Origin of the sequence: Amycolatopsis sp. NPDC051128, assembly GCF_040682715.1 — a bacterium.
Classification (GTDB): Bacteria; Actinomycetota; Actinomycetes; order Mycobacteriales; family Pseudonocardiaceae; genus Amycolatopsis.
The window spans coordinates 94168-116773 of the sequence record NZ_JBFBBN010000021.1 but is presented as its reverse complement, the minus strand read 5'-3'; the positions used below and the strand labels follow the sequence as shown (position 1 = coordinate 116773).

General features: G+C 73.6%; 6 protein-coding genes. 4 read left to right on the top strand and 2 right to left on the bottom strand.

All coding sequences use genetic code 11. The features are described 5' to 3' along the window. Positions 1-23: 23 nt before the first annotated feature. The 4 genes from AB0M82_RS22430 (at position 24) to AB0M82_RS22415 (ending at position 19003) form a co-directional block, all read left to right on the top strand. Positions 24-17216 carry an amino acid adenylation domain-containing protein gene (locus tag AB0M82_RS22430; protein ID WP_364724849.1) on the top strand — a complete coding sequence of 5731 codons (17193 nt, stop codon included), beginning with the start codon at positions 24-26 and terminating at the stop codon, positions 17214-17216. Next, the gene (gene panD, locus AB0M82_RS22425) at positions 17201-17617 is read left to right on the top strand and encodes an aspartate 1-decarboxylase (RefSeq protein ID WP_364724846.1); all 417 of its coding nucleotides are present in this window, start codon (positions 17201-17203) and stop codon (positions 17615-17617) included. The genes AB0M82_RS22430 and panD overlap by 16 nt, the downstream gene beginning before the upstream one ends. Positions 17618-17756: 139 nt before the next feature. Further along, positions 17757-18782, top strand: a complete 1026-nt coding sequence (locus tag AB0M82_RS22420) for an ABC transporter substrate-binding protein (protein WP_364724843.1) — start codon at positions 17757-17759, stop codon at positions 18780-18782. Between the two features lie 11 nt (positions 18783-18793). Continuing rightward, complete coding sequence (locus AB0M82_RS22415; RefSeq protein ID WP_364724841.1) at positions 18794-19003, top strand: MbtH family protein; 210 nt, start codon at positions 18794-18796, stop codon at positions 19001-19003. Positions 19004-19174: 171 nt separating this feature from the next. Here AB0M82_RS22415 and AB0M82_RS22410 read toward each other — a convergent pair whose 3' ends face one another. Next, complete coding sequence (locus tag AB0M82_RS22410) at positions 19175-20926, bottom strand: ABC transporter ATP-binding protein (RefSeq protein WP_364724839.1); 1752 nt, start codon at positions 20924-20926, stop codon at positions 19175-19177. Next, positions 20923-22593: an ABC transporter ATP-binding protein gene (locus tag AB0M82_RS22405; RefSeq protein WP_364724836.1), complete on the bottom strand. Its 1671-nt coding sequence runs from the start codon at positions 22591-22593 to the stop codon at positions 20923-20925. Before AB0M82_RS22405 ends, AB0M82_RS22410 begins: the two co-directional genes overlap by 4 nt. Between the last annotated feature and the right edge of the window lie 13 nt (positions 22594-22606).

Genomic DNA, 22606 nt, shown 5'->3' with positions numbered 1-22606 from the left:
AGCAGCGGGAGGCTGGTCTACCGGTGAGCAACGGTGACGCTGTGCAGCAGGCGGCGGAGATCGATTTCTGGCGTGACCGCCTCGCCTCGGCGCCGAAGGAACTCCCGCTTCCGGTCGACCGGCCGCACCTCGCGGAGCCCGTTCCGGCGCGGCTGACCCGGCCGCTGCCCGCGGTCGACGAGCTGACGCTCTTGGCGGCGTTCACGGTGCTGCTGTCCCGTTACGCGGGGACCGTGGACGTCGTGCTCGGCATCGGCTCACTGGTGCCGCTGCGCGTCGATCTGGGTGGGTCACCCGGGTTCGCCGATGTCGTCGCGCGCGTGCGCGCGGCGCGGGAAGAGGCGCTGGCCCGCCGAGTTCCCTTCGACGACCTGGTCGCCGAGGTGCGGCCCGAGCCCGGCCGCGGGGGATCGATGCTCGTCAACGTCGGCTTCGGCGCCGAGACGGACCTGCCCCTGGATCTGAACGTGACCGCCGCCGACGGCGTCCTGACGGCGCACTACCGCGCCGACGTGCTCGACGCGTCCACTGTGGACCGGATGCTCGGGCACCTCGACCACCTCCTGGCCGATGCGCTGCGACGTCCACAGTGGCCGGTCGCGCGGCTGGATCTGGTGCCGGAGCCGGAACTGCGCCGGATCCTCGAGGACTGGAACGACACCGGCGTCGGCTCGCCGCTGTCGACCCTGCCGGAGCTGTTCGCCGCCCGCGTCCGGGAGGCGCCGGACGCCGTCGCGCTCGTCTTCGAGGACGAGGAACTGACCTACGCCGAACTGGACGCGCGGGCGAACCGGCTCGCCCACGTCCTGATCGGCCGCGGGGCCGGGCCGGAACGGGTGGTCGCGCTCGCCGTGCCCCGCTCGCCCGAGATGATCGTCGCCGAGCTGGCCGTGCTCAAGGCCGGTGCCGCGTACCTGCCGCTGGACCCGGACTATCCCGCCGAGCGGATCGCGTTCATGGTGGCCGACGCCCGGCCGGTGTGCGTGGTGACCACGAGCGACCTCGCCGGCCGCTTCGACGGCGACGTCCTGCTCCTCGACGAAACCACGCTCGACGACGCACCCGGAACGGACCCGGGCGCGGAGATCGTCCCGGCCAACGCCGCCTACGTCATCTACACCTCCGGGTCCACCGGCCGCCCCAAGGGCGTCGTCGTTTCCCACGCGGGTGTCGCGAAGCTGGTCGCGACCCAGTCCGAGCGGTTCGGCGTCGGCCCGCACAGCCGGGTGCTGCAGTTCGCGTCGCCGAGCTTCGACGTCGCGTTCTGGGACCTGTGCCTCGGCCTGCTTTCGGGCGGGCGCCTGGTGATCGTCCCCGCCGAGCGGCGGGTGCCCGGCCCCGAGCTGGCCGGCTACGCCCACGCCAAGGGCGTCGACTTCATGATCCTGCCGCCCGCGCTGCTCGCCGAATTCCCCGACGACTGCGACCTCCCGCGCGACAGCGTGCTGCTGGCCGGGACCGAGCGAGTGTCGCCGGAGCTGGTGCGGCGGTGGGCGCCGGGCCGCCGGATGTTCAACGCCTACGGACCGACCGAGGCCACGACCAACTCGACGCTCGGGCTCTGCGACCCCGAGATCGCGCCCGGCTCGGCCGTGCCGATCGGCGTCCCGGACCCGGGCACCCGCGCGTACGTCCTGGACGCCCACCTCGCGCCGGTCCCGGTCGGCGTCGTGGGGGAGCTGTACCTCGCCGGCAGCGGCCTCGCCCGCGGCTACCTGGGACGGCCCGGGTTGACGGCGGAGCGGTTCGTCGCGGACCCGTTCGGTTCGGGCGGGCGGCTCTACCGCACGGGTGACCTGGTGAAGTGGCTGCCGGACGGCCGTCTGGTGTTCCTGGGCCGCGCCGACGACCAGGTCAAGATCCGCGGCTACCGGATCGAACTCGGCGAGATCGAGTCGGTCCTCGCCGAGCACCCGCGCGTCGGCCAGTCGGTCGTCGTCGCGCAGGACGGGCAGCTTGTCGCCTACGCCGTGCCGGTGCCGGATCGTGACCAGGCGGCCGAGCAGGGCCACGTCGACGAATGGCACGACGTCCACGAAGAGATGCTCGCCGGTTCCACCGGTATCGAGGAGAACTTCGCCGGCTGGAACTCCAGCTACGACGGTTCGGAGATTCCCCTCGACGAGATGCGGGAGTGGCACGCGGCGACGATCGAGCGGATCCGTTCTCTCTGTCCGAAGCGGGTGCTCGAGATCGGCGTCGGCAGCGGCCTCATTCTCTCCCGGATCGCCCCGGCGGCCGAAAACTACTGGGGGGTCGACCTTTCCGAGAGCGCGGTCGAGAACGTCCGGCGCGAGGTCGCCGCGATGCCGGACCTCGCGGGCAAGGTCCACCTCGCCGCGCGTCCGGCGCACGACCTGGGCGAGCTGCCGGACGAGCCGTTCGACACGGTGATCATCAACTCCGTCGCCCAGTACTTCCCGAGCGCGGACTACCTCGCCGAGGTCGTCCGCACGGCCGCCGCCCGGCTCGCCCCGGGCGGCACGATCTTCCTCGGCGACATCCGCAACCTCCGTTCGCTGCGGGCGTTCCGCACGGCCGTCGAGCTTCGGCACGGCCGGGGCGACGTCGCCGCGGTGGACCAGGCGATCGCGCGCGAGGGCGAGCTGGTGCTCGACCCGGACTTCTTCCCCGCGCTGGCCCGCGGCCTGGACGGCTTCGGCGACGTCGACCTGTGGGTCAAGCGCGGCACCGCGCACAACGAGCTGACCCGGCACCGCTACGACGCCGTGCTGCGAAAGGCCCCGAAACCGGACCCGGTGGCCGAGCAGGTCGTCGCGTTCGGCGATCTCGGGGCGGTGGAACGGTTCCTGGCCGCCGAGACGCCGGAGCGGCTGCGGGTCACCGGGATCCCGGACGCGCGGCTCGCCGGTGAGCTGGCGGCGGTCCGTGCCCTGGACGAGGGGGACGCCGAGGCGGCGCTCGCCGCACTCGAGCGTCGCGACGGCGTCGACCCCGAAGCCCTGCACCGGCTCGGCGAAAGCGCCGGCTACCGGGTCGCGGTGACCTGGGCGGCCGAGCGCGGCGAGCTGGAGGCCGTCTTCATGCGCCCCAATGTGGCGTTGGGTGCGTCCAGTGCACCCAATGTGGCGTTGGGTGCGTCCAGTGCACCCAATGTGGCGTTCGGTGCGTCCAACGCACCCAACGCCACATTGGGGCGTTCGGGCGCGGCCTATCGGCCGGTGCGCCAGGCGGGCTCGCCCGCGTCGTTCGCCAACAACCCGGCGGCCCGGCGGGAAACCGGCGCGCTGGTGGCGTCGCTGCGCGCGCACGTGCGGGACCGGCTGCCGCTGTACATGGTGCCGTCGGCGTTCGTCGTGCTCGACAAGCTGCCGGTGCTCGCCTCGGGCAAGCTGGACCGCAAGGCCCTGCCCAGCCCGGAGCGGTTCACCGCCGGGCCGGGCCGCGCGCCCCGCAATCCCGTCGAACAGCTGCTGTGTGAGATGTTCGCCGACGTCCTCGGCGTACCGCAGGCGGGTCCCGACGACGACTTCTTCGCTCTCGGCGGGCACTCCCTGCTGGCGACCCGGCTGATCCAGCGGATCCGCGCGGCCGTCGGCGCCGAGGTGCCGCTGCGTGCGGTGTTCGACGCCCCGACCCCGGCCGGGCTCGCGGACCTCCTGGCCGGGGCCGTCACCGGTACCGGGCGCCGTCCGCTCGCCCGCGTCACCGAGCGGCCCGGCCGGCTGCCGTTGTCGTTCGCGCAGCAGCGGCTGTGGTTCCTGCACGGGCTGGAAGGCGGGTCCGCGACCTACAACGTCCCCCTCGTCATGCGGCTGGCCGGTGAGCTGGACGTCGAGGCGCTGCGCTCGGCGCTGAACGACGTCCTCACCCGGCACGAGACGCTGCGGACGGTGTTCCCCGTCGCCGACGGTGTCCCGTACCAGCGCGTCCTGGACGAAGCGACCGTGGAGCTGGCCGTCCGCGCCGTCGAAGAGTCCGAAGTGGACGCGCGAGTGGACGCTCTGGTCCGCGGCGTGTTCGACCTCGGCGCCGGAGTGCCGGTGCGGGCCGAGCTGCTGGCCGTCGACTCGCGCCGGCACGTGCTGGTCCTCGTCGTGCACCACATCGCCGCCGACGGCTGGTCGTTGTCGCCGCTGTGGCGGGACATCGCCACGGCCTACCGCGCCCGCCTCCGTGGTGAAGCTCCACAGTGGACGCCGTTGCCGGTGCAGTACGCGGACTACACGCTCTGGCAGCGCGATCTCCTGGCCGCGGACGAGACCGCCCAGCTCGGCTACTGGCGCGAAACGCTCGACGGCCTGCCCGAGCGGATCACCCTCCCGCTCGACCGGCCGCACCCGGCGATCTCCGCCCACCGCGGCGAGTTCTTCACCTTCACCTGGGATGCCGGGCTGCGGGCCGGGCTCACCGACCTCGCGCGGGCCTGCGGCGCCAGCCCGTTCATGGTCGTGCACGCCGGCCTGACCGCCCTGCTGTCGCGCCTCGGCGCCGGGACCGACATCCCGATCGGCACCCCGATCGCCGGCCGCGCCGACCCAGCGCTGGACGACCTCGTCGGGTTCTTCGTCAACACGCTGGTGCTGCGGGTCGACGCCGGCGGCGACCCGTCGTTCCGCGACCTGGTGGCGCGGGTCCGCGACCGCGGCCTCGACGCCTACGCCCACCAGGACGTGCCGTTCGAGCGGCTGGTGGAAGCGCTGAACCCGGCCCGCTCGCTGGCGCACCACCCGCTGTTCCAGACCATGCTCGCCTGGCAGAACACGCCCGGAACCGGCGTCGAACTGCCCGGGCTGACCGTCGCCGAGCAGCCCGTGGGCACCGGCACGGCCAAGTTCGACCTCTGGTTCTCCTTCACCGAGCGGGCCGACGGGCTCGACGGCCAGGCCGAGTTCAACGCCGAGGTGTTCGACCGGGCCACCGTGACCGGGATCCTCGACCGGCTCGAAGTCCTGCTGCGCCAGGTCGTGGCGGCCCCGGACCGCCGGCTCGGCACCCTCGACGTGCTCACCCCGGCGGACCGCGACCGCCTGGCCGAGGCCTGGCCGGGTGCGGTCGCCGAGGTCCCCGCGGTCACCGTGCCCGACCTGTTCGCCGCCCAGGTCGCGCGGACCCCGGACCACCCCGCCCTCGTCTTCGAGGACGAGCAGCTCAGCTACGCCGAGCTGGACGCCGTCTCGAACCGCCTCGCCCGGGTGCTGGCCGCGCGGGGCGCCGGGCCCGAGCGCGTGGTCGCCCTGGCGCTCCCGCGCTCGGTGCACCTGGTGACGGCCATTCTCGCCGTGCTCAAGACCGGCGCGGCCTACCTGCCCCTCGACCCGGGCTACCCGGCCGAGCGCATCGCGTTCATGCTCGAAGACGCCGCTCCGGCGCTCGTGCTGGCCACCGCGGAGACGGCTGTTCCGGGTGCCCTGCTCCTCGACGACCCGGACACCCTGGCCGGGGTCCCGGCCGCGCCGCCGGCCGAGGTCGCGCTCCGGCCGGAGCACCCGGCGTACGTCATCTACACGTCCGGATCGACGGGCCGGCCCAAGGGCGTCGTCGTCCCGCACGCGGGCATCGTCAACCGGCTGCTGTGGATGCAGGACGAATACGGCCTGACCGGCGACGACCGTGTGCTGCAGAAGACGCCGTCCAGTTTCGACGTCTCGGTGTGGGAGTTCCTCTGGCCGCTGATCGCCGGCGCCACCGAGGTGCTCGCCCGGCCCGACGGCCACAAGGACCCGGCCTACCTCGCGCGGCTGATCCGCGAGCGCGGCGTCACCACCGTCCACTTCGTGCCGTCGATGCTCCAGGTCTTCCTGCAGGAACCGGCGGCGGGGGAGTGCACGAGCCTGCGCCGGGTCCTGTGCAGTGGCGAAGCCCTGCCCCCGGACGCGGTCGCGCAGTTCGGCCGGGTCCTGGACGCCGGGCTGCACAACCTCTACGGCCCCACCGAGGCGTCGGTGGACGTGACGTCGTGGCGAACGTCCACTGAGGACACCACGGTCCCGATCGGACGTCCGGTGTGGAACACCCGGACGTACGTGCTCGACGCCGCCCTGCGCCCGGTGCCGCCGGGCACGCCCGGTGAGCTGTACCTCGCCGGCGTCCAGCTCGCCCGCGGCTACCTCGGCCGCGCCGGCCTCACCGCGGAGCGGTTCGTCGCCGACCCGTTCGGCGCGCCCGGCTCCCGGATGTACCGCACCGGCGACCTCGCCCGCTTCCGCGCCGACGGCGTCCTCGAGTTCCTCGGCCGTGGCGATGAACAGGTCAAGATCCGCGGCTTCCGCGTCGAGCCCGGCGAGATCGCCGCGACCCTGGCCGCGCACGACGACGTCGCCCACGCCGTCGTCGTGGCCCGCGAAGACCGGCCGGGTGACGTCCGCCTGGTCGGGTACGTCGTGCCCGCCGGTGCCGGGGCCGGAGACCTGCCGGCGGACCTGCGGGCCCTGGCCGCCGGCCGGCTGCCGGAGCACATGGTGCCCTCGGCGATCGTGGTGCTCGACGCGCTCCCGGTGACGGCCAACGGCAAGCTCGACCGCCGCTCCCTGCCGTCGCCGGCGCCGGTGACGCCGACGTCGGACCGGGCGCCGCGCACGCCCGTCGAGCGGCAGCTGTGCGAGCTGTTCGCGGATGTTTTGGGCCTGTCGAAGGCCGGCCCCGACGACAGCTTCTTCGCCCTCGGCGGCCATTCGCTGCTCGCCACCCGGCTGATCGCCCGGGTCCGCGCGGCACTGGGCGCCGAACTCGAGATCCGGTCGGTGTTCGAGACCCCGACCCCCGCGGGCCTGGCGGGCGTGCTCGCCACGGCCGGCGGGACCGCGCGGCCGCCCCTGGTCCGGGCGCGCCGCCCGGAGCTGGTGCCGCTGTCCGGCGCGCAGCAGCGGCTGTGGTTCCTCCACCACCTCGAAGGCCCGTCGGCCACCTACAACGTGCCGCTGATCATGCGGCTCGAAGGCGAGATCGACGTCGAAGCGCTGCGGGCGGCACTGTCCGATGTGGTCGCCAGGCACGAGGCGCTGCGCACCCGGTTCCCCCAGCGGGACGGCGTGCCCTACCAGGAGATCCTCCCGCCCGGAGACGTGGACCTGCCGGTGCGGGAGGTCACCGGTCTCGACGAGGCGCTGACCGGGCTCGTCCGGGGCGCCTTCGACCTCGAGCACCACGTGCCGATGCGCGTGGAGCTGCTGCGGCTGGGCGCGCGCGAGCACGTCCTCGCGCTGGTGTTCCACCACATCGCCTCCGACGGCTGGTCGATGGCCCCGCTGTGGCGCGACATCGCCACCGCCTACACCGCGCGGTCCGCCGGTGATGCTCCACAGTGGACTCCGCTGCCGGTGCAGTACGCGGACTACACGCTGTGGCAACGGGAACTGCTCGGCCGCGAGGACGACCCGGACAGCGTGCTCACCGCGCAGCTCGACTACTGGCGAGCCGCCCTCGACGGCCTCCCGGACCGGATCGAGCTGCCGCTCGACCGGCCGCACCCGGCGACCGCGACGTTCCGCGGCGAGCTGCACACCTTCACCTGGGACGCCGAGCTCCACGCCCGGCTGGCCGAACTGGCCCGCGAGTGCGGCGCGAGCGTGTTCATGGTCGTGCACGCGGCCCTCGCCGCCCTGCTCACCCGGCTGGGCGCCGGTACCGACGTGCCGATCGGCTCACCCATCGCCGGCCGCACGGACCAGGCCCTCGACGACCTCGTCGGCTTCTTCGTCAACACGCTGGTGCTGCGCGTCGACACCGGGGGCGAGCCCTCGTTCCGCGATCTCGTGGCGCGCGTCCGCGAGCGCAACCTCGACGCGTACGCCCACCAGGACGTCCCGTTCGAGCGGCTCGTCGAGCTGCTCAACCCGGCGCGCTCGCTGTCGTACCACCCGCTGTTCCAGGTGATGATCGCCGGCCAGAACAACGCCCGCGCCGAGGTGATCCTGCCCGGCCTGACCGTCACCGAAATCCCGGTGACCACCGGGACGTCGAAGTTCGACCTGTCGATCTCGCTGACCGAGCGCGACAGCGGGATCGCGGGCGTGCTGGAGTTCAACGCCGACGTGTTCGACCACCCGGGAGCGGACGCCATCCTGCGCCGCCTCGAAGTGCTGCTCCGCGCGGCGTTGGCCGAACCGGACCGCCCGGTCGGCGCCCTGGACCTCCTTGACGGCGACGAGCGCGACCGGGTGCTGACCGAGTGGGCCGGTTCGCTCGAACCGGCGGGCACGGAGACGTTCCCCGGGTTGTTCGCCCGCCGTGTGGCCGAGGCGCCGGACGCGGTGGCGCTCGTCTTCGAGGACGTCGAGCTGACCTACGCCGAGCTGAACGCCCGTGCCAACCGGCTCGCGCACCTGCTGGCCGAGCGCGGCGCCGGGCCGGAGCGTGTGGTCGCGCTGGCCGTGCCGCGGTCGGTGGACATGATCGTCGCGGAGCTGGCCGTGCTCAAGGCGGGTGCCGCCTACCTGCCGGTCGACGTCGACTACCCCGGCGACCGCATCGCCTACATGGTCGGGGACGCTCGCCCCGTCTGCGTCGTCACGACCCGCGAGATCGACGCCAAGCTGCCCGCCGACGTGCCGCGGGTGCACCTCGACGACGCGGCCGTCGACGGAATGTCCACAGAGGACCCGTCCGTGGTCGTCAAGCCGGAGAACGCGGCGTACGTGATCTACACGTCCGGCTCGTCAGGACGGCCGAAGGGCGTCGTCCTCCAGCACTCGGGCGTCGCGAAACTGGTCGCCACGCAGGTCGATCGCTTCGGCGTCGGCCCGCACAGCCGCGTGCTGCAGTTCGCGTCGCCGAGCTTCGACGTCGCGTTCTGGGACCTCTGCCTCGGCCTGCTCTCGGGCGGACGCCTGGTCGTCGTCCCGGCCGAGCGCCGGGTCGCGGGGCCCGCGCTCAGCGAGTACGCCTTCGCCCACGGCGTGGACTTCATGATCCTGCCGCCGGCGCTGCTCGACGCCATGCCGGCGGACTGCGACCTCCCGCGCGACAGCGTGCTGCTGGCCGGGACCGAGCGGGTGTCACCCGACCTGGTGCGCCGCTGGGCGCCCGGACGGCGGATGTTCAACGCCTACGGCCCGACCGAGGCGACCACCAACTCGACGCTCGGCGAGAGCGACCCGGCCGAGCTCGCGGACGCGACGGTCGTCCCGATCGGCGTCCCCGACCCGGGGACCAGGGCCTACGTCCTCGACGCCGGGCTGCGTCCGGTCCCGCCCGGCGTGGTGGGGGAGCTGTACCTCGGCGGATCCGGGCTGGCGCGCGGCTATCTCGGGCGGCCGGGGCTGACGGCCGAGCGGTTCGTCTCGGACCCGTTCGGTTCGGGCGGACGGCTCTACCGCACCGGCGACCTCGTGAAGTGGCTGCCGGACGGGCGGCTGGTGTTCCTCGGCCGGGCCGACGACCAGGTCAAGATCCGCGGCTACCGGATCGAGCCGGGCGAGATCGAAGCCGTGCTCGCCGAGCACCCGGCGGTCGGCCAGTCGGTCGTGCTCGCCCAGGACGGCCGGCTCGTCGCCTACGCCGTCCCGGCGGCCGGTCGTGACGAAGCGGCGGAGCTGGACCACGTCGGCGAGTGGCGCGAGCTGCACGAGAACGTGTTCACCGACGCGGCGGCCGGGGGACTGGAGGAGAACTTCACCGGCTGGAACTCCAGCTACGACGGTTCGGAGATCCCCCTGGCCGAGATGCGGGAGTGGCACGCGGCGACGATCGAGCGGGTCCGTTCTCTCCGTCCGAAGCGGGTGCTGGAGATCGGCGTCGGGAGCGGGCTCATTCTTTCCCGGATCGCGCCGGACGCCGACGAGTACTGGGGTGTCGACCTGTCCGAGCGGGCGATCGCCAACCTGCGGCGCGAACTGGCCGCGACGCCGTTCGCGGGCAAGGTCCACCTCGCCGCGCGCCCGGCGCACGACCTGGGCGAGCTGCCGGACGAGCCGTTCGACACGGTGATCGTCAACTCCGTCGCCCAGTACTTCCCGAGCGTCGGCTACCTCGCCGAGGTCGTCCGCACGGCCGCGGCGCGGGTCCGCCCGGGCGGCGTCATTTTCCTGGGCGACATCCGGAACCTGCGTTCGCTGCGGGCGTTCCGGACGGCGACGGAGCTGCGGCACGGCCGTCGTGACGCGGCCGCGGTCGACCAGGCGATCGCGCGGGAGGGTGAGCTGGTGCTCGACCCGGACTTCTTCCCCGCGCTGGCCCGCGAGCTGGACGGCTTCGGCGACGTCGACCTGTGGGTGAAGCGCGGCACCGCGCACAACGAGCTGACCCGGCACCGCTACGACGTCGTGCTGCGGAAGGCACCCAAGCCGGCTTGGGTCGACGAAGACGTCGTCGTGTTCGAGTCTTCGGAGGAGCTGGAGCGGCTGCTGGCGGCTCGCCCTGGCCGGCTGCGGGTGACCGGTGTGCCGGACGCCCGGCTGTCCGGTGAGCTGACGGCTGTCGCGGCGCTGGCCGAAGGTGACGCGGACGCGGCACTGTCCGCATTGGACGCTCGCCCGTCCGGAGTGGACCCGGAGGCGCTGCGGGAACTCGGCGAGCGCCTGGGTTACCGCGTCTACTCGGCACCTGGGGACGCGGGCTCTTTCGAAGCCGTGTTCACCACCGGCGAGCCGACCCGGATCCACCGCCCCCGTCCGGCCCGGGCCGCCCTGGACGCGCTGGGCAACCATCCGGCCGGGCAGCGTGACACGAGCGCGCTGGTGTCGGCCCTGCGGGCCCACGTCCGCGACCGGCTGCCGCAGTACATGGTGCCCTCGGCGTTCGTGATCCTCGACCGGCTGCCGCTGCTCGCCTCCGGCAAGCTCGACCGCCGCGCGCTGCCCAGCCCGGACAAGCAGGCCGTCGCCGCCGGCCGGACGCCGCGCACCCCGGTCGAGGAGGTCCTCTGCGGCCTGTTCGCCGAAGTCCTGGACGCCCCCTCGATCGGCGTCGACGACGACTTCTTCGCGCTCGGCGGGCATTCGCTGATGGCGACGCGGCTCGTCGCGCGGCTGCGCGCGGTCTTCGGCGTCGAGCTGCAGGTGCGCTCGGTGTTCGAAACGCCGACCGTGGCCGGGTTGGCCGGCCTTCTGTCCATCTGGGGCTCGGCGGCCGCGCGGCCGCCGCTGGTCCGCGCCGAGCCGCGGCCGGACGTGCTGCCGCTGTCGTTCGCCCAGCAGCGGCTGTGGTTCCTGCACCGGCTCGAAGGCCCGTCGGCGACCTACAACATGCCGACCGCGGTCCGCCTGACCGGCGATCTCGACGCCGAAGCGTTGCGCGCCGCGTTGTCCGATGTGGTCGAACGCCACGAAGCGCTGCGCACGGTCTTCCCCGAGATCGACGGCGAGGCCCGGCAGCGGGTGCTCGGCGACGTCACGATCCCGCTGCCTGCCCGCACGGTCACGGAGGCCACGCTCGCCGACGCGGTGTCCGAAGCGGCCGGCACGGTGTTCGCACTGGAGTCGGAGCTCCCGCTGCGGGCGGAGCTGCTGCGGCTCGGCGCCCGGGAACACGTGCTGGTGCTCGTGTTCCACCACATCGCCTCGGACGGCTGGTCGACCGCGCCGCTCTGGCGGGACCTGGCGACGGCCTACACCGCCCGTCGGTCCGGTGAAGCTCCACAGTGGACGCCGTTGCCGGTGCAGTACGCGGACTACACGCTGTGGCAGCGTGACGTCCTCGGCGAGCCGGTGATCGAACCGCAGCTGGCCTACTGGCGCGACGCCCTCGCCGACCTGCCGGAGCGGATCGAGCTGCCGGCCGACCGGCCGCACCCGGCGGAGGCGTCCTACCGCGGCGAGCAGTTCGCGTTCGGCTGGGACGCCGAACTCCACCGCGGGCTGGTCGAGCTGGCCCGTGCGTGCGGCGCCAGCGTGTTCATGGTCGTGCACGCCGGGCTCACCGCCGTGCTCACCCGGCTCGGCGCGGGCACCGACATCCCGATCGGCACGTCCATCGCCGGCCGGACCGACCAGGCTTTGGACGATCTCGTCGGCTTCTTCGTCAACACCCTGGTCCTGCGCGTGGACACCGGCGGCGATCCGTCGTTCCGTGACCTCGTCGCCCGGGTGCGGGACCGCAGCCTCGACGCCTACGCGCACCAGGACGTCCCGTTCGAACGGCTTGTCGAGGCGCTCAACCCCGCCCGGTCGCTGGCGTACCACCCGCTGTTCCAGACGATGCTCGCCTGGCAGAACAACGCCGTCGCGGATCTCGCGCTGCCGGGCCTGACCGTCGCGGAGGAACCGGTCCGGACCGGCACCGCGCGGGCCGACCTGGTGTTCTTCGTCGGCGAGCGGCCCGGTACCCAGGCCGGGATCCGCGGCACCGCGGAGTACAACAGCGACGTCTTCGACCGCGCGAGCGTCGAAGCGATCCTCGAGCGGCTGCGGGTGCTGCTGCGGGCCGCCGTCGCCGACCCGGGCACCCGGATCGGCGCGATCGACCTGCTCACCGGCGCCGAGCACGAGCGGCTCGCCGCCGACCCCGCGACGCCCCTGCCCGCGGAGACGGCCACCGAGCTGTTCTCGGCCCAGGTCGCGCGGACGCCGGACGCGCTCGCCTTGACGTTCGGCTCCGAGCGGCTCACCTACGCCGAGCTGGACACCCGGGCCACGACGCTCGCCCGGGCCCTGCTCGCCCGGGGCGCGGGACCGGAACGGGTCGTGGCGGTCGCGTTGCCGCGGTCGGCCGAGCTGGTCACCGCGCTCCTGGCGGTGCTCAAGACCGGCGCCGCCTACCTGCCACTCGACCTGAACCACCCGGCCGAGCGCGTCGAGCTGATGCTCACCGACGCCGCGCCGCACCTGGTCATCGCCGAGGACGGCTTCGGAGACCGGCTGGTCCGCCCGGACACGACCGGAGAAGAACCGGTGGCCTGGCCGTCGATCAGCCCGGACAACCCGGCGTACGTGATCTTCACGTCCGGCTCGACCGGACGGCCGAAGGCGGTCGCCGGGACCCAGCGTGCCCTGGCCAACCGGCTGCACTGGGGCCGCTCGGCGCTCGGGCCCGGCGTGCGCGTGGCGAAGAGCGCGTTGACGTTCATCGACGGCTCGACCGAGCTGCTCGGCGGGCTCGTCGCGGGCGATCCGGTGGTCCTGGCCGACGACGCGACGGCCACCGATCCGCACGCGCTGGCCGCACTGGTGCGGGAGTCCGGCGCGCAGGTGCTGACCGTGGTGCCGAGCCTCCTGGACAGCTTCGCCGAGGACGGCCCGGACGGCGCGTTCGAGTCCGTGACCACGTGGATCACCAGTGGCGAGCCGCTTTCCGGCGCCCTGGCCGAGAAGGTGGCGCGGCGATGGCCGTCGGCGAAGCTGGTGAACCTCTTCGGCTGTTCGGAGGTCGCGGGCGACAGCCTGGCCCACCGCTGCGACGGGTCCGTGGCCATCGGGCGGCCGGTCGCGAACACCCGCGCGTACGTCCTCGACGCCGCGCTGCGGCCGGTGCCGCCGGGCGTGCGGGGCGAGCTGTACCTGGCCGGCGCCGGGCTCGCCCGGGGCTACCTCGGCCGCCCGGCGCTGAGCGCGGAACGGTTCGTGGCGGACCCGTTCGGAGCGCCGGGGGAGCGGATGTACCGCACCGGAGACCTGGTCCGCCGCCGCGCCGACGGGGCCTTGGAGTTCCTCGGCCGAGCCGACCAGCAGATCAAGATCCGCGGTTTCCGGGTCGAGCCCGGCGAAGTCGAAGCCGCGCTGACGGCCGACGCGTCGGTGGCGCGCGCGGCCGTGATCGCCCGGGACGACCGGCTGATCGCTTACGTGGCGCCGTCGGGCGACCCGGAGGCACTGCGGGCGCTGCTCGCCGCGCGGCTGCCGGAGTACCTGGTACCCGCGGCCGTCGTAGTGCTGCCGGAACTGCCGGTCAACGCCAACGGCAAGCTCGACCGCGCCGCGCTGCCCGACCCGGAGGTCCGCACCTCGGGCCGGGTCGCGCGAACCCCGGCCGAACAGGCGCTCTGCGAGCTGTTCGCCGCCGTCCTCGGCGTTCCGGCGGTCGGCCCGGACGACGGGTTCTTCGCCCTCGGCGGGCACTCGCTGCTCGCGACGCGGCTGGTCAGCCGGATCCGCGCGCTGCTCGGCGTCGAGGTGCCGATCCGGGCGGTGTTCGACGCGCCCACTCCGGCCCGGCTCGCGGAACTCCTGGATCCGAGCCGCCGGAGCCGTCCCACGCTGGTCCCGGTCGAACGACCGGAGGTCCTGCCGCTGTCGTTCGCCCAGCAGCGGCTGTGGTTCCTCGACCGTCTCGACGGGTTGAGCGCGACTTACAACATCCCGTGGGCGTGGGAGCTGACCGGCCCGGTCGACACCGGGGCGCTGCGGGCCGCGCTGGGTGACGTCGTGGCCCGCCACGAGATCCTCCGGACGCTCCTGGTCGAAGAGCAGGGCACCCCACGGCAGGTCGTGCTCGACCGGGCACACCCGGTGCTGGTCACCGAGTCCGTGCCGGCGGCGGACCTCGACGAACGCGTCGCGGCCGCGGCGTCGTACTGCTTCACCCTCGACGCCGAGATCCCGATCCGGGCCACCCTCGTGTCCGCCGGGCCCGAACGGCACGTGCTCGTGCTGCTCGTGCACCACATCGCGGGTGACGGCTGGTCGTTGCCGCCCCTGAAGCGGGACCTCGACACCGCGTACGCCGCACGGCTGCGCGGCGAGCGTCCACAGTGGACGCCGCTGCCGGTGCAGTACGCGGACTACACGGTGTGGCAGCGGGAGATGTTCGGCCGCACCGACGACCCGGACAGCCTGCTCGGCCGTCAGGCGGCGTTCTGGCGGGACGCATTGGCCGGGATCCCCGACGAACTGGCGCTCCCGGCCGACCGGCCACGGCCGGCGCGCTCGACCAACCGCGGCGCCGCCGTGCCGTTCACCGTGCCCGCGTCAGTGCACCACGGCCTGCGTGAACTGGCCCACCGCAGCGACACCAGCACGTTCATGGTCCTGCAGGCGGCGCTGGCCGCGCTGCTGACCCGGCTCGGCGCGGGCACCGACATCCCGTTGGGGACACCGGTGGCCGGCCGCTCCGACCACGCGCTGGAAGAGCTCGCCGGGTTCTTCGTCAACACCCTGGTCCTGCGCACCGACACCGGCGGCGACCCGACGTTCCGGCAGCTCCTGGACCGCGTCCGCGAGGCCGACCTGGCTGCGTACGCCCACCAGGACCTGCCGTTCGAGCACCTCGTCGAGCTGCTCAACCCGCCCCGGTCGCTGGCCCGGCACCCGCTCTTCCAGGTCATGCTCGCGGTCTACCACTCGGGTGCGGAGCCGGAACGGCTGCTCGGGGTGGACGCGGCCTACCGGGACACCGGGCTGCGGCAGGCGAAGTTCGACCTGTCGTTCGACCTGGTCGAGACGGCCGGCGGCATCGAGGGCGATCTCGAGTTCAGCCTCGACCTGTTCGACGAGCCGACGGCCCGGACGCTCACCGAGCGCCTGGTCCGGGTGATGGCGGCGGTCGTCGCGGACCCGGACCGGCCGTTGAGCCGGCTCGACGTCCTCGACTCGCCGGAGCGGGACCGGATTCTGGGCGACTGGGGTGCCGGGGCACCGCTGACGCTGTCGGCGCCGACGGTCGTCGACCAGCTGGCGGCCCAGGTGGCGGCGACTCCGGACGCGACCGCGCTGAGCGACGCTCGGTCGCGCGTCACCTTCGCCGAGTTCGCCGCGCGCACCGATCGCCTCGCCCGGTGGCTGGCTTCCCAGGGTGCGGGGCCCGAGAAGGTCGTGGCGCTGGTGCTGCCGCGGTCGGCGGCGGTCGTCGAGGCGATCTTCGGCGTGTTCAGGACGGGCGCGGCGTACCTGCCGGTCGACCCGGACCAGCCGGTGGACCGGATTTCGGCGATCCTCGCCGACGCCGGTGCCGCATTGGTGCTCACCAGCCGTTCGCTCGCTTCCCTCGTCCCGGGCGCACTGTTCGTCGAGGACATCGTGGATGTCGAGGCCGCGCTGACGCCGCCGTCACCCGCGAATCCGGCGTACGTGCTCTACACGTCCGGGTCGACCGGGAAGCCCAAGGGCGTCGTGATCCCGCATTCGGGGCTGGTGAACCTGTTCCACAGCCACCGCGAGACGCTCTACCGCCCGGCGGTCGCCGCGGCGGGCGGGCGGCGGCTGCGAGTCGGGCACGCGTGGGCGTTCTTCTTCGACGCGTCGTGGCAGCCGCAGCTTTGGCTGCTCGACGGGCACGAGGTGCACGTCGTCGACGACGACACCCGCCGCGACCCCGCCCGGCTGGCCGCGGTGGTGCGCGAACGCGGGCTCGACTTCCTCGAGCTCACGCCGTCGCACTTCGCGCAGCTGGCCGCGGCCGGGGTGATCGAAGACGGCGAGTGCGCCCTGGGGGTCGTCGGCGTCGGCGGGGAGGCGGTGTCCCAGCCGCTGTGGGAAACCCTGGGTTCGCTGCCGGGCACCGAGGCGTACAACCTTTACGGCCCCACTGAAGCCACTGTGGACGCCCTGGTCGCCAGGGTCGGCGACGCGGACCGCCCGGTCGTCGGCCGTCCGGTGCACAACGCCCGCGCGTACGTCCTCGACGACGGCCTGAGCCCGGTCCCGGCCGGCGTGCCCGGCGAGCTGTACCTGGCCGGCGCCGGGCTGGCCCGGGGCTACCACGGCCGCGCGGCGCTGACCGCCACCCGGTTCGTCGCCGACCCGTTCGGGCCGCCGGGGGAGCGGATGTACCGCACCGGCGACCTCGTGCGGTGGCGGCCCGACGGGCAGCTCGAGTACCTCGGCCGCACCGACGACCAGGTCAAGATCCGCGGCTTCCGGATCGAGCCGGGCGAGATCGAGAGCGCGCTGACCCGGCATTCCGGGGTGGACCAGGCGCTCGTCGTCGTCCGCGAGGACCGGGACAAGCGCCTGGTCGCGTACACGACTCCGGCGACCGCGGATCCCGTGCGGCTGCGGGAGTTCGTCGCCCGGTCGCTGCCGGAGTACATGGTGCCCGCGGCGATCGTCCCCCTGGAGACGTTCCCCGTGACGCCCAACGGGAAGCTGGACAAGGCGGCGCTGCCGGTGCCCGAGTTCGAGACCCGCGGCCGGGCGCCCGAGACGCCGCTGGAGAAGACCCTCTGCGAAGTCTTCGCGGAGGTGCTCGACGTCGACGCTGTCGGCGCCGACGACGACCTGTTCATCCTCGGCGGGCATTCCATGCTGCTGGTGGTCCTGCGCAACCGGATCACCGAGCGGACCGGAACCGAGCTCCCGATCGCCGAGTTCTTCCGTACCCCCACCGCGGCCGGGCTCGCCGCCCTGTTGACCGAGACACGAGGAAGCCGATGCACCGCACCCTGATGAACGCCAAGATCCACCGCGCCACGGTGACCCAGGCCGACCTGCACTACGTCGGCTCGCTCACCATCGACGCGGACCTGATGGCCGCCGCGGACATCGTCGAAGGCGAACAGGTCCACGTCGTCGACATCACCAACGGCGCCCGGCTGGAGACCTACGCCATCACCGGCGAGCCGGGCACCGGCGTGATCGGCGTCAACGGCGCCGCCGCGCATCTCGTCCACCCCGGGGACCTGGTCATCATCATCACCTACGCCCAGGTGGCCGAGGCCGAGCGCGCCGGGCACCGGCCGCGCGTGGTGCACGTGGACGCGGACAACCGCCAGGTCCACCTGGGCCACGACCCGGCCGAGCCGGTGCCCGGCGCCGAAGCGCAGCTCTCGGGCCGTGGTGGGCGCTGACACACAGGAGTCACGGCGGTTGCTTTGACAGGCTGCCCTAAATAAGGTGTGCCTATCCTAAAAACTGCCGTGACAGCCGGGCCTTCGGCCCGGGCCGGGGCTCTGCCACCCGGACCCCGAAAGCTCTCGAAAGGTTCTCATGTCCGTGTTTCAAGGCGCTGGCGGTCTCACCCGGCGTGGATTCCTGATCGGGGCCGGCGGGGTCGCCGCCGCCGCGGCGCTCACCGCCTGCGGCAACGGCGGCGACAAGCCGGCGGCGGCGGCCTCCGGGCCGTGGGAGTTCACCGACGACCGCGGCCAGAAGGCGTCGCGCGACCAGCGCCCGGCCCGCGTCGTGGCCTACGTCAGCTCGGCCGCCGCGTTGTGGGACTACGGCGTCCGCCCGGTCGGCGTCTTCGGGCCGCAGAAGACGGCTGACGGCGGCAAGGAGATCCAGGCGGGCAACATCGACCTGAACGCCGTCACGTCGATCGGCAACGCGTGGGACGACTTCAGCATGGAGAAGTTCGCGGCCACGAAGCCGGACCTGGTGATCACCGGGCTCACCGGCGCCAAGCCGACCGACCTGTGGGTGCTGAAGGACGACCTCGGCCCCAAGGTCCAGCAGATCGCGCCGATCGTCGCGATGTCGGAGTACAAGGTCACGCTGCCGAAGGTGATCGAGCGGTACGAGCAGCTCGCGGTGGCGCTGGGCGGTGACGCGAACTCCGCCGCCATCAAGCAGGGCAAGGAGGACTTCCAGAAGGCTTCCGACGACCTCAAGGCGGCGATCAAGGCCAAGCCCGGCCTCAAGGTGCTCGTGGTGTCCAGCGACAAGGACAACCTCTACATCTGCAAGCCGGAGTTCTTCGCCGACCTCGCGTACTACCGCGAGCTGGGCCTGGACATCGTCGACGGCGGCGGCTCCGACGACTACTTCGAGACGCTCAGCTGGGAGCAGGCCGGCAAGTACCCGGCCGACCTGATCCTCACCGACAGCCGCACGTACGCGCTGTCGCGGCCGCAGCTGGCGCAGATCCCGACCTGGGCGCAGCTGCCCGCGGTGAAGGCGAACCAGCTCGCCGACTGGTCGACCGAACCCCGGTTCAACCCGGTGCTCGCGGCCCCGGTCCTGCGCAAGCTGACCGAGGTCGTCACCGGCGCCCGCACGGACATCACCGCCTGAGGAGGCCTGGCATGACCAACCCGTTCGAAGACCCTTCCGGCACGTACCTGGTGCTGGTCAACGCCGAGAACCAGCACAGCCTGTGGCCGGAGTCCGTCGACGTCCCGGCCGGCTGGACGGTCGCGTTCGGCCCGGAAACCCGCCAGGCCTGCCTGGACCACGTGGAAACGAACTGGACGGACATGCGCCCCAAGTCCCTGGCCGACGCCATGGACGCCTGAGCCCCACCCGCCGTGTCATCACGCGAGATCCGCCTTCAATCACGCGAGTCCCGTCCCTGATCACGCGAGATCCGTCTCCGCACACGCGAATCCCGTGTACCGGAACGGCGAACTCGCGTACCCAGACGGACGACTCGCGTACCTGGAGGGTCGGCTCGCGACGGCACGGCGTCAGGCGCGCTGGCCCGACCAGGCCGCCCAGAGCTTCGCGTACTGGCCACCCGCGGCGACCAGCTCGTCGTGGGTGCCGGACTCCACCACGGCACCCGCGTCGAGGACCACGATCCGGTCGGACGCCGCCGCCTGGGTCAGGCGGTGGGCGACCACCAACGCCGTGCGTCCCTCCAGCGCCGCCGCGGCCGCCGACTCCAGCACCCGCGACCCCGCGCTGCCCGCCTCCGCCGTGGCCTCGTCGAGGATCGCGATCGGCGGGTCGGCCAGCACCAGCCGGACCAGGGCCAGCTGCTGCGCCTGCGTCACCGTCAGCTGGTGGCCGCCTTCGCCGACGACGGTGGCCAGCCCGGACGGCAGACTGTCCACCCAGGACAGTGCGCCCACCTTCGCCAGCGCGGCCCGCAGTTCGGCGTCGGACGCCGACGGGCGCGCGAGCCGCAGATCGTCGGCCAGCGCCCCCGCGAAGACGTGGACCTCCTGGCTGATCAGCGCGACCGTCCGGCGCGTGGCCTCGGGGCCCAGCTCGTCCAGGGGGACGCCGCCGAGCGTGACCGATCCCGTGTCCGGGCGGTGGATCCCCGCGATCAGCTTGGCCAGCGACGTCTTCCCGGCCCCGCTCGCCCCGACCAGCGCCACCCGCTCGCCGGGCGCGACGCCGAGGTCAACCTCCCGCAGCACCGGGTGACCGTCCACATAGGAGTACCCGACCGCCGCGGTCTTCACCGACGCGTCGACGGGCCGCGCCGGTCGTGTGGGCGACGCCTCCGCGGGCAGGTCGGCGACGCCGATGAGACGCGCCAGGCTGGCCGCGGCCGCCTGCGCGTCGTCGACCAGCGCCAGCGCGGTCATGATCGGTCCGAACAGGCTGTGGAAGTACAGCGCCGCGGCCGTCGCCACCCCGACGGTGACCGCGTCCGCGCCGACCAGCAGGAACCCCAATGCCAGCACCGCGGACAGCCCGACGAACTCCGCCAGGTTGAGCCGCGAGTAGAACCTTGTCACCAGCCGGATCCCGCGCAGTGCCAGGTCGACGGCCGTGTCGGATCGCTGCCGCACCCGCTCCAGGTGGGGGCCGGCCAGCCGGAACGCGCGGACCGTCTTCGCCCCGCCGATGGTGTCGAGCAGCTGCTGCTGTTGCGCTCCCACGGCCTCGCGCTGGCTGGCGTACAACGGCTTCGCGCGCGGCACGTACCAGCGCACGGTGTGCAGCTGGATCGGCACGGCCACCAGCGCGGCCAGCAGGAACCGCCAGTCGAGCACGGCCAGCGCGCCGAGCGTCAGGACGACCGTCAGCACCGACCGGCCCAGCTCCGGCAGCGCGCTCCGGACCCCCTCGGCGACAACGGAGACGTCGTTCGTGACGCGGCTGGTGAGGTCGCCGGACCCGGCGCGTTCGAGCTGTTCCAGCGGCAGCCCGAGGGCGCGTTCGACGAAGCGTTCGCGCAGCTCGGCCAGGATCGTCTCGCCGAGCCGGGCCACCAGCGAGACGCCGATCGCGGTGGTGACCGCCTGGGCGAGCGCGACGAGCGCGAGGCCCACGACGGGCGTGATCAGCTCGGTCGCCGGACGGCGCGTCGCGACCAGGTCGACCACCCGGCCGAGCAGGAGAGCGGTGAGCAGGCCGATCGCGGTGGCCGCGACGAGCGTCGTGAACGCGGCCACGGCCTGGCCCTTGGACCGGCCGATCAGGTCGCCGAGCACGGCGCGGATCCGGCGGCCGTCGGCGACGGGGAGGAGTTCGCGGGTCATGACAGCACCGCCGCCCGGTAGTCGGCCCGGCCGGCCAGTTCGGCGTGACTGCCTTCGCCGGCTATCCGCCCGTCGTCGAGCAGGACGACGCGGTCGGTCGCGGCCAGCAGGGCCGGGCTGGTGGTCACGAGGATCGTGGTGCGGCCGCGCCGGAGTTCGGCCAGGCCGGCGGCGATCCGGGCCTCGGTGACCGTGTCGACGGCGGTCGTCGGGTCGTGCAGCACCAGCACCGGCGCGTCGGCGGACAGGGCCCGCGCCAGGGCGACCCGCTGACGCTGGCCGCCGGACAGCGACCGGCCGCGTTCGGTGACGGCGGTCGCGACGCCGTCGGGCAGCGCGCTCGCCACCTCGTCGACGGCGGCCGCGGCCATCGCCTCAGCGGCGCGGGGCCCGGCCGCCACGTTCTCGGCGACGGTCCCGGCGAACAGGTCCGCGTCGTGCGCGGCGACCAGCACCACCTCGCGGACCCGGCTCGGATCCACAGTGGACAGGTCGACCGAGTCGACCGACACCGTGCCGGCCCCCGGGTCGGCGGCGCGGCCGAGGCAGTCGAGCAGGTCGGTCGCCGCGGCCGGGTCGGTGGCGACGACGCCGAGCAGCTCGCCCGGCCGGGCTTCGAAGCCGACGTCGCGCAGGGAGCCGCGGCGCACCGCGGACAGCTTCACGTGCCCGGCCGGCGGGGCCGGCAGGGTGGCGTCCCCGGCGCCGACGGCGGGCGGCGCGTTCAGCACGTCGGCGATGCGCGCGGCCGACGCGCGGCCCTGCGCGAGCTCGCCGTTGACCCACGAGAAGATCGAGAACGGCGTGATCAGGTACTGCGCGAGCCCGACCGCCGCGACCAGGTCGCCGACGCTGATGTCACCCGCCGCCGCGAGGGTGCCGCCGACGAGCGCGACCACGGCGATGAAGATCCCGGTCAGCGCGAGCAGCGCGCCGTTGTGCCACGCCTGGGCGCGGGCCGCGCGCAGGGTCGCCCGCAGCGAGTCCTGGCTGGTCCGGCGGTAGCGCTCGACGGCGGCGCGTTCGGCGCCGACGCCCTTGAGCACGCGCAGCCCGGCGACGAGGTCGGTGGCGATGCCGGAGGCGAACGCGGACCGCTCCTGCTCCGCTTCGCTGCGGCGTTCGAGGGGTTTGCCGACCAGGTGCGCCAGGTACAGCATCGGCGGCGTGCCGAGCAGCACCAGCAGGCCCAGCGGCAGCGACATCGTGAGCAGCGCGACCGCGCTGACCAGCAGCCCGGCCAGGCCGGCGACGCCGAACGGCAGGACGCCGTTGACCGTGCCGACCCGCTTCGCGTCCGCCGTCCCGATGCTCACCAGTTCACCGGCGAGGTTGCCGGACTCCGCGCCGCCGCCCGGGTGCAGCACCCGGCGTCCGACGTCGAGGCGCAGGTCGTGCGCGGCGCGTTCGGCGGCTCGCTCGCCGAAGCGGGCGCCCAGGCGGTAGCTGGTCGACAGCACGGCGAAGAGCACGCCCAGCACCGCCAGCCAGACCAGCAGCGTGCCCACCGAGCCGTCCGCGACGGCCTGGTCGATCACCACGCCGATGACCACCGGCACCAGCGCTTCGCCGCCTTGGTGGCACGCGGTCAGCAGCGCCGCGAGCGTCACCGGCCGTCGTTGCCCGGCGATCGAACGGCGGAGGACTTCCCGTCCGGTCGTGCTCACCCGCGCCTCCCTG